General features: G+C 71.0%; 14 protein-coding genes. 13 read left to right on the top strand and 1 reads right to left on the bottom strand.

Going from position 1 to position 15,524, the window contains the following annotated elements:
• Window positions 1-132 precede the first annotated feature (132 nt).
• The gene (locus ACX93N_RS15895; protein ID WP_459429419.1) at window positions 133-435 is read right to left on the bottom strand and encodes a hypothetical protein; all 303 of its coding nucleotides are present in this window, start codon (window positions 433-435) and stop codon (window positions 133-135) included.
• A gap of 128 nt (window positions 436-563) precedes the next feature.
• Between ACX93N_RS15895 and ACX93N_RS15890 the strand changes: the two genes are divergently transcribed.
• The 13 genes from ACX93N_RS15890 (at window position 564) to ACX93N_RS15830 (ending at window position 15,394) form a co-directional block, all read left to right on the top strand.
• On the top strand, window positions 564-1,799 hold the full coding sequence (locus tag ACX93N_RS15890) for an energy transducer TonB (protein ID WP_459429418.1): 1,236 nt from the start codon (window positions 564-566) through the stop codon (window positions 1,797-1,799).
• A complete protein-coding gene (locus ACX93N_RS15885) occupies window positions 1,777-3,027 on the top strand; it encodes a hypothetical protein (RefSeq protein ID WP_459429417.1) in 1,251 nt (416 codons plus the stop codon). The genes ACX93N_RS15890 and ACX93N_RS15885 overlap by 23 nt, the downstream gene beginning before the upstream one ends.
• Complete coding sequence (locus tag ACX93N_RS15880; RefSeq protein WP_459429416.1) at window positions 3,024-4,250, top strand: hypothetical protein; 1,227 nt, start codon at window positions 3,024-3,026, stop codon at window positions 4,248-4,250. The genes ACX93N_RS15885 and ACX93N_RS15880 overlap by 4 nt, the downstream gene beginning before the upstream one ends.
• Before the next feature lie 28 nt (window positions 4,251-4,278).
• A complete protein-coding gene (locus ACX93N_RS15875; protein ID WP_459429415.1) occupies window positions 4,279-5,814 on the top strand; it encodes a coiled-coil domain-containing protein in 1,536 nt (511 codons plus the stop codon).
• Window positions 5,811-7,886, top strand: a complete 2,076-nt coding sequence (locus tag ACX93N_RS15870; RefSeq protein ID WP_459429414.1) for a PEGA domain-containing protein — start codon at window positions 5,811-5,813, stop codon at window positions 7,884-7,886. Before ACX93N_RS15875 ends, ACX93N_RS15870 begins: the two co-directional genes overlap by 4 nt.
• Window positions 7,887-7,889: 3 nt before the next feature.
• The gene (locus ACX93N_RS15865) at window positions 7,890-8,156 is read left to right on the top strand and encodes a hypothetical protein (protein ID WP_459429413.1); all 267 of its coding nucleotides are present in this window, start codon (window positions 7,890-7,892) and stop codon (window positions 8,154-8,156) included.
• An 8-nt stretch (window positions 8,157-8,164) separates the two neighbouring features.
• A complete protein-coding gene (locus tag ACX93N_RS15860) occupies window positions 8,165-8,965 on the top strand; it encodes a MotA/TolQ/ExbB proton channel family protein (RefSeq protein ID WP_459429412.1) in 801 nt (266 codons plus the stop codon).
• Window positions 8,965-10,269: a hypothetical protein gene (locus tag ACX93N_RS15855; protein WP_459429411.1), complete on the top strand. Its 1,305-nt coding sequence runs from the start codon at window positions 8,965-8,967 to the stop codon at window positions 10,267-10,269. The genes ACX93N_RS15860 and ACX93N_RS15855 overlap by 1 nt, the downstream gene beginning before the upstream one ends.
• A gap of 7 nt (window positions 10,270-10,276) precedes the next feature.
• Window positions 10,277-11,368, top strand: a complete 1,092-nt coding sequence (locus tag ACX93N_RS15850) for a vWA domain-containing protein (RefSeq protein ID WP_459429410.1) — start codon at window positions 10,277-10,279, stop codon at window positions 11,366-11,368.
• Entirely contained in the window at window positions 11,368-12,366 is a 999-nt protein-coding gene (locus ACX93N_RS15845; RefSeq protein WP_459429409.1) for a VWA domain-containing protein, read from the top strand. Before ACX93N_RS15850 ends, ACX93N_RS15845 begins: the two co-directional genes overlap by 1 nt.
• Window positions 12,338-13,117 (top strand): hypothetical protein, encoded by a 780-nt coding sequence (locus tag ACX93N_RS15840; protein WP_459429408.1) that lies wholly within the window; start codon window positions 12,338-12,340, stop codon window positions 13,115-13,117. Before ACX93N_RS15845 ends, ACX93N_RS15840 begins: the two co-directional genes overlap by 29 nt.
• 95 nt (window positions 13,118-13,212) lie before the next feature.
• Window positions 13,213-13,797, top strand: coding sequence for a hypothetical protein (locus tag ACX93N_RS15835; protein WP_459429420.1), 585 nt, complete (start codon window positions 13,213-13,215; stop codon window positions 13,795-13,797).
• 226 nt (window positions 13,798-14,023) lie between these two features.
• Window positions 14,024-15,394 (top strand): M48 family metalloprotease, encoded by a 1,371-nt coding sequence (locus ACX93N_RS15830; RefSeq protein WP_459429407.1) that lies wholly within the window; start codon window positions 14,024-14,026, stop codon window positions 15,392-15,394.
• The last annotated feature ends 130 nt before the right edge of the window (window positions 15,395-15,524 follow it).

Genomic DNA, 15,524 nt, shown 5'->3' with positions numbered 1-15,524 from the left:
GGGGGGGGGGGGGGGGGGGGGGCCTCTCCCCGAAAAAGGGGTGGGGGGGGGACCAACCGGGCCGGGCCAGGCTGAGAGAAGGCTCCCGCACTCACCCCGGGAAACGGCGATGACCTGCAACGCAAGCCATCCTCAATCATCGCCGGTGCTGGGAACCACCGGCGCCCGCGCCTGGTAGAAGGGGATCGCCGGGAAGGGGTGGACCGATGCCCAGTCCTCGCCCAGGGTGGCGGACAGCGGCTCCCCCATGGCCTGCTGCCAGGCGTCGGCCATGGCGGCCGACAGCGCTGCCGGCTCCTCAGCGCCGGTGAGGACCAGGGCTTCCATGAGCCCTTCGGCACGCAGGCGCAGCGCCGGCGGCAGGTCGTCGCCGGCGGCGGCCCGCTCGAGCATCTGCTGCCAGCGCCGCTCGAGCTCTTCGCGGATCGGGTCCATCGCACATCCTACCGTGGCCGGCGAGCGCTCCGGGGGCGCGCGTTGAGCCGCCCGCCGCCCGCCGGCGTAGACAGATATGGTTATACTGGCGTAAGCGAGCCAATTGCTGCAATGAGCGCGATCGACCGATGAACTTTCGCCGGACAGGGGCCGCCGCCTGCGCCGCCCTCGTCACTGCCCTCGCCGTGGCGCAGCCGGCGCCGGTGGCGGATGGACACGATGCCCTCGATGACGAGGCCGCCGCTCTCGATGTCGTACGCAGCGACACCATCCGCCGCTACCGCGACGAGATCAGTGCCCTGGAACAGGCCGGCGGTGCCTACAGCACGGGTCTCACCGAGCCCCTGCTCGAGCTCGGCCTCGCCCTGCAGCAGGCCGGCCAGCACGCCGAGGCCATCCGCGTCCTCAAGCGCGGCGTGCACCTGGCGCGGGTCAACGAGGGCCTCTACAGCGAGCAGCAGCTCGCCCTCATCGAGGCGGAAATCCGCAGCCACATGGCGCTCGGGGACTTCCAGGCCGCCGACGACCGGCACCGCTATCTCTACCGAGTGCAGCAGCGCACGCTCACGGACGCCGGCCGCAGCCTCGCACTCATGCGCCAGGCGCGCTGGCAACGCCGTGCCTACGAGCTCGGCCTCGACGAGAACGGCTTCGAGCGCCTGTTGCGCATGTGGAACCTGTACCGCCTGGCACTCTCGGAGCTTGCCGAGAGCGAAGGGGACAGCTCCCCGAACCTGCTGCCGCCGCTCTACGGCATGCTGCGCGCCCAGTACCTGATCAGCGGCTTCGACGGCACCGATCCGACGGGGCTGCGTCCCGACCCCTTCGACCCGCGGGTGGACGAGGGTCGCTTCGTCGCCTTTCGCAGCCAGAGCTACAAGCAGGGGGGGTCGGTGATCCGCGCCATCTACGACGTGCAGCAGGCGCAGCCCGGCGCCGGCCCCCGGGAACACGCCGAAGCGCTGGTGCTGCTCGGCGACTGGCGGCTTTGGCACGACAAGGCCGACGATGCCGCCCAGGCCTACGCCGATGCCCTTGCGGAACTTGCGGCCCTCGATGATGCCGAAACTGCGACAGCCGACCTTTTCGGCGCTCCCGTGGCACTGCCGGCGCTCGAGGGCATCCGCCCCCTGCCCGAGCCCGTGCCGCCGGAGGGGGCGAATTTGTTGGTAGAATTCACCGTGGACGAGCGCGGTCGGGTACGCGATCTCGATCGTGTCGATGAGGCGGATGACAATGAGGGCATCGCCAACCGGCTCCTGCGCAAGCTGCGCCGGACGCAGTTCCGGCCGCGCTTCGCGGACGGCCAGCCGGTGCCGACGACCGGGATCCAATGGGCTTATGACACCAGCAACTGGCAATAACCGCGCAGCGCGCCTCGGCGCCGCCGCCACCGTGATCGCCTGCCTCGCCCTGGCGGGCTGCCCGAGCGCGAGCACGCCGACCACCCCGACCGTTTCGATGCCCACCCCGCCGTCCCCGAGCAGCCCCTCGAGCAGCTCCGGTTCCTCGAGTTCGTCCAGTTCCAGTTCGAGTTCCAGCTCGTCCAGCTCGTCCAGCTCGAGTTCATCGAGCGCCAGCGCCGGCTCCGCCAGCCCCGCCTCGAGCCCGTCCGGTACCCCGAGCAGCGCCGGTGCGCCGGGCAGCTCGAGCCCTGCCCCGAGCGCCGGCAGCCCGGGCAGCACCGCCAGCACCGATGGCGGCGCCCCCCCGGCCGGCGATGCGGCTTCGTCGACCGGCGCCGACAGCGGCGCCAGCGGCAGCCCGGAAGGCGACCTGACCCCGGGTGCCGGCGGGACTGACGGCGGCGAGAGCGGCCAGGCCGGCGGCGCCGACACGGTAGCCGAGGCCGGCGAGCCCGGCTTCGAGAGCGGCAGCGGGGCAGGCGCCGATGCCCTGCCGACCATGACCGACGACGAGCCCGCCGCCGGTACAGGCGGCGCTTCGGGCGATGCCGGCGGCGCGAGCGGCAGCCAGGGCAGTGGGGGCGGCACAGGCGCCGTCGCCGCTGCGGGCACCGGCAGCGGAAGCAGCGCGGGCAGTGAAGCCGCCGGCACTGCCGGGAGCGGCAGCGGGACGGCGGGCAAGGACAGAGGCACAGGCAGCGCGGGTACGGCGGGCACCGCGACTGGCAACGGCACCATGACCGGCAGCGGCGGCGGTACGCTCACCGCGGCGGAGCAGGTTGCGATCCTCGACGCCGAGCTCGAACGCGGCGCCGGCGAATTTGATGCCATGATCCTCGAGGAACAGGCCGCCCAGCGCGCCGCCGAGCGCGAGCGCGCCGGCGGCGGCGGCGCGACCGGTGAAACGGAGGAAGCCGGCAGGGGCGGGGCCGGCGGCAGCTACGGCCGCGTGCTTGCAGACAGCGGCGGCTATTCCAGCGGCGGCGGCATGGGCGGCGCGAGCCGCGGCGGCGGTATCCCGGACAACACGGCCAAGTATCCCCCGCCTCCGGACATCCCGGACGGCAACGATGACGACGTGGTCGCCCGGCAGCTGCGCGAGGCCGCCATGCGCGAGCCCGATCCGGCCGTGCGCGAGAAGCTCTGGGCCGAGTACCGCAAGTACAAGGGTATCGAACAGCCGTGACGCGCCTCCTGCTGTCGCTGCTGGCGGCCTGCGGGCTGCTCCTTGCCGGCTGCGTGAGCCAGACGGTAAAGACCACCTCCGTGCCGCCCCTCGCCTATCCGGAAGCGCCGGTAGCGGAGGCGGAACTGCTCGACGTCGGGGTCGCCATCTTCGACCCGGGCCTCGACGACCTCGAAGAGGATGACGAGCAGCGCGTCTACCCGGAAGTCCGCCGCGCCGAGGCCCGCTTTATCCCGCAGCTGCTGGCCACCACCATGCAGGACACGGGCGCCTGGGGTGCCGTGCGCGTGGTACCGGACAACGAGCGGATCACGGACCTGCGCATCGACGGGACGATCCTCCATTCCGACGGCGAGGAGCTGAAGCTCGCCGTGCGCGCCGTGGACGCCCGGGGCAAGGTCTGGCTCGACAACACCTATGAAGGCCATGCCAGCCGCTATGCCTACGACAACAGGACGCGGCGCCAGTACGATCCTTTCCAGGCGGTCTACCACCGCATCGCCAACGACCTCCTCGAGCACCAGCTCGCCCTCGCCGACGGGGAGGCCGGGGAGATCCGCACCGTGAGCGAGCTGCGCTTCGCCCGCAGCTTCGCCCCGGAGGCCTTCGACGGCTACCTGCGGCAGGGCCGGGATGGCGAACTGCGCATTGCCCGCCTGCCGGCCGAGGACGACCCCATGCTCGAGCGGGTGCAGGGCATCCGCGAGCGCGACAACCTGTTCATCGACACGCTGCAGGGCTACTACACGGGCTTCCGCGGCGACATGCAGGGCCCCTACCAGGAATGGCGTAAGCTCAGCTACGAGGAAGTCGTCGCGATGCAGGAGCTGGAGGCCGAGAGCCGTCGCCAGCTCATTGCCGGCGGCGCCGCGATCCTCGCCGGCATCGCGGCGGCGAGCGGCGGCGACTCGCGGACGACCCGCACGGCCGGCAACGTCGCCATCATCGGTGGTGGCTACCTTCTGAAGACGGGGCTCGAGACCCGCGCCGAAGCGAAGATCCATGTCGAGGCCCTGGCGGAGCTCGGCCTCTCCCTGGAGGCGGAAGTCACCCCGCGGGTCATCGAGCTCGAGGACCGCACCGTGATGCTCTCGGGCAACGTCGAGGACCAGTACCACCAGTGGCGGGACCTCCTCGCCGACATCTATCGCAACGAGGTCGGCGCGCTCGCGCCGCCCGAGGCAGACGCCGGCAGTAACGCTGACGACGGCAGCGACGGCTGACCACCACCAGGGACGGACAGGGGACTCCATGGCGCAGGATTTCGAGCGCGTTGAACCGGCACCGTTCGACGCCGCACCGGTAGCGGCGGAGGAAACGCCGGCAGGCGCGAGCGGCACACCGCGCTGGGTCCTGCCGGCCCTCGGCGGCCTCGCCCTGCTCGCTCTGCTGGTCGTGTTCTGGCTGCCCGGCCGCGTGGCGGCGCCCGAACCGCCGGGGTCCGCCCCGGCCGCCGCGCAAGAGCGCAGCAAAGAAGCCCCGGCGCCAGCGCCGGCAGCCACGCCCGCCGGCGCCGAGCGCTCACCCTACGCCGAGGCCCAGGCCGCGCGGCTGCGCGGTGAGGCGCAGGACATCCTGGCCGAGCTCCTCGACGTGCGCGAGAACCTGGAGAACCGCGCGGTCGCCGACTGGGGTGCCGACGCCATGGCCGCGGTCGAGGAAAGCGCGGCCGAAGGCGACGAACGCTACCGCGAGCGGGACTTCGAGGCGGCCATCGCCCGCTACCGGGAAGCGCTTGAAGCAGCCCTGGCGCTGGAGGCGCGTATCCCCGAAGAGCGCGATGCGCAGCTGGCCGCCGCCGGGGCCGCGATCGAGGCAGGCGATCTGCCCGCCGCCGAGGCCGCGGTATCCACGGCAGAGCAGCTTGAACCCGGCTTTGCCCGCACCGCCGCCCTGCGCGAACGGGTCGAGGCCCTGCCCGAGGTCATCGCCGGTCTTGAACGCGCCACCGAGGCAGAGAACTCGGGCGACCTTGCCGCCGCCCGGGAAGCCCTCGCCGGGGCCACGGCCGCGGACCCGGCGCACCAGCGCGCTGCGGCAGAACTGGCACGCGTGTCGGAGGCGCTCACACGCCAGCGCTTTACCGGGGCCATGTCCGAGGGCTACGCGGCCCTCGACGACGAGGCCTTCGACAAGGCCCGCAGCGCCTTCCGCCGCGCCGAGCGCCTCGTGCCGGGAAGCCCGGAAGCCGCAGCAGCCCTGCAGGAGGTCAGCGTGGTCGAGACCGCTGCGAAGCTTCGCGACCTGCGCAGCGCGGCGGAGAGCGCCGCCGCAGCCGAGGACTGGGACGAGGCCCTGCGCCGCTACGAGGCCGCCCTCGCCCTCGACCCCACCGTGCTCTTCGCCCAGCGCGGCCTCGAGACGGCCGAGCCCCGGGCGGCCCTCGACAAGGCGCTCGGCAAGGTCATCGACGACCCGGACCGCCTCGCGGACCCGGCCGTCGCCGGCGATGCCGCCCGGCTCCTTGCGCGGGCGCGCGGTGCGCTTGCAGAGGGCACTGCGGCGCAGCCGCGGCTCGAGGCGCAGGCAGACCGGCTGGCGGCACTGCTTGAGCGCGCGAACACCGAGGTTGCCGTGACCCTGCGCTCCGACGGGGAGACGAGCGTCACCGTCTACCGCGTGGCGCGGCTGGGCACCTTCGAGCAGCGCACCCTGGAACTGCGTCCCGGTGAATACACCGCCGTGGGCACGCGCCCGGGTTACCGGGATGTGCGCGAGACCTTCCGCGTGGCGCCGGAAGACCCGTCGCTGACGGTCACCGTCGCCTGCACCGAGGCCATCCGATGAACGACCGGGAACGCGGCAGCGGCCCCAGGGAGCGGATCGAGGCGGCGGCCTTCCAGCCCCTGGCCGACGACCGCGCGGCGCCGAGGCGGCGCCTGCGCCCCGTTGCCATCGTCGGCGCCGCCGTAGCGGCGCTGTTCCTCCTCGCCCTGGCGTTCCTCTTGACCGCGCGCTCGGTGGAAGTCGCCGTGGTCGCCGAGACCCCGGCCAGCATCGCCATCGATGGCTTTGCCCTGCCCTTCGGTCAGCGCTTCCTGGTCCGCCCCGGCAGCTATCCGCTGGTGGTTCGCGCCGAGGGCTACGAGCCCCACCGCGGCACCCTCGACGTGGGCAGCGCCGAGACCCAGCGTTACGAGGTCACGCTCCAGCCGCTGCCCGGTCGCGTGAGCTTCGCCGGCCTGCCCGAGGGCGCCGCGCTGCGCCTCGACGGCGACCCCCTGGGCGCGGCGCCGCTGGGCGCTGTCGACATCGCCGCCGGAGAGCACCGCCTGGCCGTGGAAGCGCCACGCTACCTGCCCCTGGAAACCACCATCGAGGTCACCGGCCGCGCCATCGCGCAGACCATCCACCTCGAGCTGGCACCGGCCTGGGCAGAGATCACGCTGGCCTCGGAACCCGCCGGCGCGACGATCACCGTCGACGACGACGTCCTCGGCGAGACACCGGCGACCGTGGAGGTGCTGCAGGGCGAGCGCACGCTGCGCCTGCGCGCCCCCGGCTTTGCCGAGTACCGCACCACCCTGGACGTGGTCGCCGGGGAACCGCGGGACCTCGGCACCCTTGCCCTCACGCCGGCCGCCGGCGTGCTCGAGCTCGCGAGCCGGCCGAGCGGCGCCAACGTCACTGTGGACGGCGAGTTCCGCGGGCAGACACCACTCAGCGTCGAGCTGGCGCCGGACCGCGCCCACGAGATCGCCCTGTCCCGCCCCGGCTACCGCCGCTACCGCGAGAGCGTAAGCGTCGCCGCGGGCGCGTCCGAGCAGCGCGAACTGCGCCTGGCGCCACGGCTCGGCGAGGTCGTGCTGGAGGTCGACCCGCCGGCGGCGGAGCTGCGCATCGACGGCGAGCGGGTGGGCACCGGGTCGCAGACCGTTTCCCTGCCCGAGGTCGAGCATGAGATCGTCGCGACCCTCGCCGGCTACGAGACCCTGCGCCGGCGCGTCACCCCCCGCGAGGGCCTGCGCCAGCTGGTCACCCTCAAGCTCATGACCGAGGCCGAGGCGCGCAAGGCGCGGCTGCCCGCAGAGCTCACCACCGCCCTCGGCCAAACCCTCCGCCTTTTCGATCCGAAGCTGGCCCCGCGCAACGAGTTCCCCATGGGCGCCTCCCGCCGCGACCCCGGCCGGCGCGCCAACGAAGTTCTCCACCCGGTGCGCCTGGAGCGGCCCTTCTACCTGCAGACTACGGAGGTGACCAACGCCCAGTTCCGCCTCTTCCAGGGGAGCCACAACTCCGGCCAGGTGCAGGGCAACAGCCTCAACCGGGAGCAGCAGCCGGCGGTGCAGGTGAGCTGGCAGCAGGCCGCCGCCTTCTGCAACTGGCTCAGCCGCAAGGAGGGCCTGCCACCCTTCTATACCGAGGAGCAGGGCATCATCACCGGCTTCCGCCCCTCGGCCACCGGCTACCGGCTGCCCACGGAAGCGGAATGGGCCTGGGTGAGCCGCGTCAACGGGGAGGAACTGCAGCGCTTCGCCTGGGGCGACGACTTCCCGCCGGAAACCCCGGTGGAGAACCTCGCCGACAATACGTCCGCCTACGTCACCGGGCGGGTCCTCGGTGGCTACGAGGACGGTTTCGTGGTCAGCGCACCGGTGGCCAGCTTCCCGCCGAACCACAACGGCCTCTACGACCTCGGCGGCAACGCCGCCGAGTGGGTCAACGACGTCTACGTCATCCCCCCGGCCAACACGATCGTCAGGACGGACCCGCTCGGTTCCCCGAGCGGCGACAACTACACGATCCGCGGCGCCAGCTGGGCCCTGTCCAAGCTGACCGAGCTGCGCCTGACCTTCCGGGATTATGGGCAGCGCGGACGCGATGACGTAGGATTCCGGATCGCACGTTATGCGGAGTGAGCCATGAGGGACGCACTGGCACCCCTGCTGCTGTTGCTGCTGCTGGGCGCGCCCCTGGCGGGTGCGCAAGCGCCGGAGGAGGCGGACGCGACGCCCGCAGCACCCCCGGCTGCAGAAGACGGTGCCTCCGCGACGGGCGGTGAGGGTGACGCTGAGGGCGGGCCCCGGGCCGACCCCCCCCCGGTGGCCGATGACAGCTCCCCCTTCGATTACCAGGCCTCCGAGGAAATCTCCGAGGACCTCTCCGTTTCTTTCCCGGTAGACATCTAGGGACGACCATGAAGAACCAGTTCTCCGGCGAATTCCTCTTCCAGGTCGCGGCGCTGCTGCTGGCGATCATCGTCGTCCACGGCGCCTACGTCGGCGCCATCCGGCCGGTGGCCGATGCACAGCTGCGCGAGCAGGCGGCCGCCATCGCCGCCGGTGCGGAGGCCGTGCCGGAGCGCTCCCTCGCGGTCGTGATCCGCGACTTCGAGCAGGAGGCCTGCTTCATCCTGCTTATCTGGGCGCTGGCGATCATGGGCTACAAGGGCCGCCAGAACATGAAGGAACGGCAGCTGCTCGAGGCATCGCTCATCGACATCCCCGAGGGCACCAGCGTGCTGCCCCCCGATGCCCGGGAGTACAGTCGCAGCATCGAGGCGCTGCCCGCCCACCAGCGGGACTACCTGCTGCCGCGGACCCTCCTCGCCGCCCTGCAGCGCTTCGCCACCACGGGCTCGATCCAGGCCGTTTCCGAGACGATCCGCGAGCAGGTGGAGGTGGAATCGGACCGGCTCGACTCGGAGCTCTCCATGGTGCGCTACATCGCCTGGGCGATTCCCTCCATCGGCTTCATCGGCACCGTGCGCGGTATCGGTGACGCCCTGGGCCAGGCCTACGAGGCCGTGGAGGGCGATATCTCCGGCGTGACCGCCAGCCTCGGCGTGGCCTTCAACAGCACCTTCGTCGCCCTGGTGCTGTCGATCATCATCATGTTCTGCCTGCACCAGCTGCAGCTGGCCCAGGAACGCCTCGTGCTCGACGCGCAGCGCTACGCCGACAAGCGCCTCATGCGCCACCTGGTGGCGCCGGACTGATGGCGGCGCTCCTCGACATCCTCGACAGCGAGCTCCGCCTCTGGCACGACGGCCGCGCCGTGCGCAGCCCGGGCTACGCGCTCCTCGACGGCGACAACTACCGCTACGGCGAGGACGCCCGGGCCAACGCCCGGCGCCAGCCGCGCAACGTCAACACGCGCTACTGGTGGCAGCTCGGCACCCGTCCCCTGCAGCCGGCGCTGGGCCCTGCCCGGCACAGCGCGGACCTCGTGCACGGCCACCTGCTGGCGCTGCACGAGGCCGCCGGCAAGCCCGGCGAGCTCGTGCTCGCCGTCCCGGAAAGCCTGCACAAGGAGCAGCTGTCGCTGCTCCTCGGCATCATCCGCGCCTGCCCCTTCGACGCCGTCGGGCTCGCGAACCGCAGCCTGCTCGTGGCGGCCGCCCATGGCGCCCGCGGTTCCACCTGCCACCTCGAACTGCAGCTGCACCAGGCCCTGCTGACCCGCCTTGAGGTCGAAGCCGGCGAGTTGCGTGTTACCGGCGAACAGGTGCTCACCGGCTGCGGGCTCCTCGCCCTGCAGGAAAGCCTGGTGGAAGCGATCGCCCGCAGCTTCATCGAGAACACCCGCTTCGACCCGCGGCGCCAGGCGGAGACAGAGCAGCAGCTTTACGACAGCCTCGGCGCTGCGCTGGCCGCGCTGCGCGAAACCGACGACACCACCCTGGAGGTCGGCGGCTACCGCACCCGCATCGGCTATGACGCACTCCGCGAGGCGGGCCGGCGCCTGCACGACGGGGTCGCCCGGGAGCTGGGCCGGGGCGGCGACGCGCCGCGCCTGCTCGTGGATTCGCTGGCGGACCTGTTGCCCGGCTTCACCCAGGGATTCCCGGGCGCACGCGTGACAGGCAGCCGTGACCTGCCCGAGGCGCTGGCCGCCCACGGCGAGCGCATCGTCCAGCCCGGAGAGGCGCTGCACCTGGTGCGGGCACTGCCGGTGACTGCTACGCCCGGCGCCACCACCGGCCGGCCCGGGGGTGCGTCCCCTCCGGCAGGCGGAGAGCCGGAGCGGGACGCCGCCCCCCCGGCGAGCGCAGCAGGCCCGGCACCCGGCGGTCCCGCACCCACGCACCTGCTGACGGAGGGCCGGGCCCGACCCCTGGCCTACAACATGCCCCTCGCCGATGGCTGGTCCCTGGTGCACGGCGACGGCGGCTGGCGCCTCGCCCCCGGGCGCGGCACGGCCACCGTGAACGACGGCCCCTGGAACGGCGCGGCGCTCGCGGCGGGAGACCGGGTTGCCGTGGGTGGCGGCCACTGGCAACTGATCGTCGTGGACGACTAGCGTCACGATGGCCAGGCGCAAGCGCAGCTTCAACACCTTCAACCTGAGCTTCCTGGACATCATGTCCTGCGGCTTCGGCGCCGTGGTGCTGGTCTTCCTGATCATCGACCACAGCATCGAGGTGCAGTCGAAGGAGCTGAACGCCGACCTCCTCTCCGAGGTCAACATGCTCGAGGAGGATATCCGCGAGGGCGAGGAAGGCCTCGTGGCGCTGCGCAACGCCCTCGACGACACGGACCTCGCCATCGTCGAGGCCCAGGGCCGTGCCACCCGGGTCACCGAGGAAATCGACCGTTACGAAGCCCTGATCCGCGACCTCGCCGAGGACGGCTACACGGACGACGCGGCCATCGAGAAGCTCAAGGCCGAGGTACAGTCCCTCGAAGAGGAGGTGAAGCGGCTGCGCGAGGCGGCGAAGAAGGAAGGCGGGCGCAGCGCGCGCACCTTCACCGGCGACGGCCAGCGCCAGTACCTCACGGGGCTCAACCTCGGCGGGCGGCACATCGCCATCCTCCTCGACAGCTCGGCCAGCATGCTCGCCGACAAACTGGTGAACGTGATCCGCCTGCGCAACATGGGCGAGGACGTACAGCGCGCTTCCGGCAAGTGGCAGCGCGCGGTGAACACCGTGAACTGGCTCAGCGCCCAGCTGCCGGTGGACGCCAGCTACCAGGTCATCACCTTCAATACGGAAGCGCGCTCCGTGCTCCCGGACAGCGACGGCCAATGGCTCGAGGTGGCCAACCAGCCGCAGCTCGAGTCCGTGGGCACGGCCCTCGGCAGGCTCGTGCCCGGCGGCGGCACCTCGCTGCACAACGCCTTCGTCGCCCTGGGCCGGCTGTCGCCCATGCCGGACAACATCTTCCTCATCACCGACGGGCTGCCCACGCAGGGGGCGAACCCGCCCCGGGGAACCAGGGTGTCGGGCAATGAGCGGGTGAAACTCTACCGCGACGCCATCCGCTCCCTGCCGCAGAACGTGCCGGTGAACATCATTCTCGCGCCCATGGAGGGCGACCCCATGGCCGCCTCCGAGTTCTGGCAGCTGGCCCAGGCGACCGGCGGCTCCTTCATGAGCCCCTCGAGAGACTGGCCCTGATGCGCAAGGCACGGCGGGAAATGGCGGAGTTCTCCCTGTCCTTCCTGGACGTAATCTGCTGCGGCTTCGGGGCCGTGATCCTGCTGCTCATGATCACCAAGACCGTGCAGCCGCAGATCATCGAGGCCTCCACGGTGAATCTCGAGGGCCGGGTCGCGGACCTGCAGGAGCAGCTCTTCGAGCTGCGCGGCGAGAGCGTCGTCCTGAATCGCGACCTGAACGCGAAGCAGGAGCAGCTTTCGGAGTACAAGGAGCGCATCGCCATCCTCCAGGGCCAGCTGGCGAGCGCCCGCTCCCGCTACGACAGCATCCAGGTCGAGAAGAACAGCAACAGCACCATCACCGAGCAGCTGGCTATCGCCCGGCAGAGCCTCACGGCCGAACAGAAGCGGCTTCTCGCCGGCCTCGAGCGCAGCAACAACCTGATCGGCGGCATCCCCGTCGACAGCGAGTACATCATCTTCATCATCGACACCTCCGGCTCCATGTTCTCCTACGCCTGGGAGCGCATGCTGCGGGAACTCGAGGCGACGCTCGCGATCTATCCCGACGTCAAGGGCATCCAGGTGCTCAACGACATGGGCAACTACATGTTCAGCCGCTACCGGGGCCAGTGGATCCCGGATACGCCGGGGCGCCGGCAGGTGATCATGCAGAACCTGCGCAACTGGAACGTGTTCTCGAACTCGAGCCCCGTGGAGGGCATCACCCAGGCCGTGCGCACGTTTTACGACCCCGGGAAAAAGATTAGTATTTACGTCTTCGGGGACGAGTTTACGGGTGAGTCCATCGCCCAGGTGGTGGATACGGTGGATCAGATCAACCGCGAGGCGGCGGACGGCGAGCAGCGGGTACGCATCCATGCGGTCGGCTTCCCCGTACAGTTCATACGTCCGCCGAACCTGCAGACGACCGGTATTCGCTTCGCCACGCTCATGCGCGAGCTGACCTATCGGAACGGAGGTACCTTTGTCGGGCTCAACGACTTCCGCCCCTGAACGCCGCCCCTGGACCGGCGCGCTGCTGCTCGCGGCGCTGCTGGCCCTGGCGGGCTGCGGCGCGAAGGAAGTCGTGGTGCAGGGCCAGTTCCCCGAGCCGCTCATGAGCAAGCTGCCGCTCACCCTCGGCGTCTGGTACGAGCCCGGGTTCCGCGAGCACGAATTCTTCGACGAGGCCAAGGGCCGCGCCGAGTCCGACTGGCTGGTGCGCACCGGGGAGGCCCAGGTCGAGCTCTGGGATACGCTGCTCACGGGCATGTTCGAGCGGGTGGTGCCCATGGATGCCCGGCCGGCACCGGAGCAGATGAACCCCGCCGTGGACGCGGTCCTCATCCCCCGGGTCGACGAGCTGCAGTACGCCATCCCCGCCCAGACCAACATCAAGGTCTACGAGATCTGGATGCGCTACGCCTTCGAGCTCGTGACCACGCGGGGCGAGACCATCGCCGACTGGACCATGACCGCCTACGGCAAGACCCCCACCGCCTTCCTGCAGTCCGACGAGGCTGCGGTCAACCTCGCCGCCGTGGTCGCCCTGCGCGACGCCGGCGCGCACTTCGCCACCAGCTTTACCCGGGTACCCGAGGTCGCCGCCTGGATGGATGCCCTCGAGGCGCCGGCGACGGTTGCGACCGGCCCGCGAGAGGGCGCCCTGGCAGGGCCCGGGGACGGGGCAGCGGAAGGATCCGGAGACGGGGCAGCGGCGGGATCAGTGAATGATTCGGCGGCCGTAGCGGAGGAAGGACCGTGAGCCTACGCACCCTCGCCGTGCACCTCGCCCGCCTGGCCCCCGCGCTCGCCGCCGCCCTGCTCACCACCGGCTGCGTGACCGCCACCGTGGACGAGATGGTCTTCAACGAGCCGGCGGAGGGCGTCGGCGATGCCAGCGTGGTCATCCTCGGCCGCCGCCACGCCAGCGACTACGAAACGGAGCCCGATTTCATCCAGTGCATCGGCAAGCACATCCAGCGCGGCGACCCGAGCATCAACGTCATCGGCGAGCTCGAGTTCCTGAACAGCCTCTATCCCTGGTTCGAGCCGCGGACCGCCCCTTTGCGGCCGGCGGACCTCGACCGCCTCATGACGCAGCCGCCGGTGGCGGAACGGCTCGCCAGCCTGCAGACGGAGTACCTGATCTGGGTCGACGGCAGCACGGTGCAAACCAATTCCGCAGGGTCCATGACCTGCGGCGTGGGCCCCGGCGGCGCCGGCTGTTTCGGCTTCGGCACCTGGGGCAACGACTCGACCTACGAGGCCACCATCTGGGACTTCACGGACCGGGCCGAGGTCGGCCGCGTGAACACCTCCGCCAGCGGCCAGTCCTACATGCCCGCGGTGGTCGTCCCCATACCGATCATCGCGCCGGTGCAGGGCACGGCCTGCGACGGCCTCGGCGACCAGCTCCTCAAGTTCCTCTCCAGCGAGCACTGAGCCCGTGCACCCGCTCCTGCGTCCCGTCTTTCGGTTCTTCGCGCAACTCCGGGGCGAGTACGGGTGTCTTCTCTCAGCCTTGCCTGGCCGGGTCGCTCCCCGATACACGCTTTGTGAGGGAAGACACCCCTACTCGCCCCTGACGCCGTGCGTAATTCCATGGCTGAAGCGGCAGGGGTGGCTGCTCGCCCTGCTCCTCGCCGCCCTCCTCGCCGGCGGCTGCACCGTGAACCCCGCCACCGGCGGCGCCACGGTGGTCCTCGGCAGCCAGGGCGGCGAGGAAGAGACCGGCGAGGAGATGTACGAGAAGTTCAAGGCCGAGGGGGCCTTCTACGACGACCCGGAACTCGCCGCCTACGTCGAACGCGTCGGCCAGCGCCTCGTGGCGAAGAGCGACATGCCGGAGCGGGACTTCACCTTCTCGGTGATCGACGCGCCGGACATCAACGCCTTCGCCACCCCCGGCGGCTACATCTACGTGAACCGCGGCCTACTCGCCTACCTCGACCGCGAGGCGGAACTGGCCGCGGTGCTCGCGCACGAGATCGCCCACGTCACCGCCCGGCACCACGCCCGGCGCAAGGCCGCCGGGGTGACCTCCCAGGTGCTCGCCACCACCGCCTACGTCCTCACGGGCTCCGGGGCCCTCTACGAGGCCTCGAGCATGTACGGCGCAGAACTCATCAGCGGCTACGGCCGGGAGATGGAACTCGAGGCCGACGGTCTCGGCGCGGAGTACATGTACAAGGCCGGCTACGACCCGGAGTCCCTTTTCGAGGTCATCGGCGTACTCAAGAACCAGGAGCAGTTCCAGCGCCTCAAGGCAAAGGCGAGCGGCAAGCCCCTGGCCACCTACCACGGCCTGTACGCCTCCCACCCGCGCAACGACAAGCGCCTGCAGACGGTGATCCGCGCGGCAAACGAACTCGACACGGGGACCTATATCGAGGACCCGTCACGCCCGGGCGAGTTCCGCGAGCTGACCGACGGCCTCGTCTGGGGACAGAGCATCCAGGGACAGCGTGCCGACAACCGCTACTACCACAACAAGCTGGGCTTCACGTTCGCCCACCCCGAGGGCTGGCGGGTAAACGCCGGGGCCAGCGCCGTGGTCGCCCGCGCCGGCGACGGCAGCGCGGCCGTCACCATCACCCTGCGCCGCCGCAACCCCGATACCAACCCAGAGACGGTGCTCACGGACCTGGCCCGGGGCGACCTTTCCGGCGGCGAGGCGCTCGAGCAGGCCGGGCTCACGGGCTATAGCGCGGTGGCAACCGCCGGGGGCAAGAGCAAGCGGCTGGCGGCAATCGACTTCGGCGGCCTGACTTATCTCTTCGAGGGCGAGGCGGCGGACTTCGCCGCCAGTGACACCGCCCTGAAGGAGATCATCACTACCTTCCGGCCTATCCTGCCGCAGGAGCGGCAGAGCGGGCAGCCGCGCTATGTGCGCTATATCCAGGTACCCCGGGGCGCGACCATGGAAACGCTCGCGGCCGGCTCGCCAATTCCCGACGCGGAGGCGCAGCTGCGGCTGATCAACGGCTTCTACCCGCGCGGCGAGCCGCGCACCGGCGACTGGGTCAAGGTGATTCGCTAAGGGGTTTTCAAAAGTCTTTTCGTGCGCTTCCGGGGGCGAGTGTTCCCACCACGGTAGGGGCGGATGGTGGGGGGTGCCCCCACCAAGCGTGTATTGGGGAGCGATTGGGGGTACCCCCCACCATCCGCCC

The organism is Pseudohaliea sp., from assembly GCF_054552115.1.
Note: the sequence above shows the minus strand (reverse complement) of the source record. Positions and strands in the feature narration are given on the sequence as shown.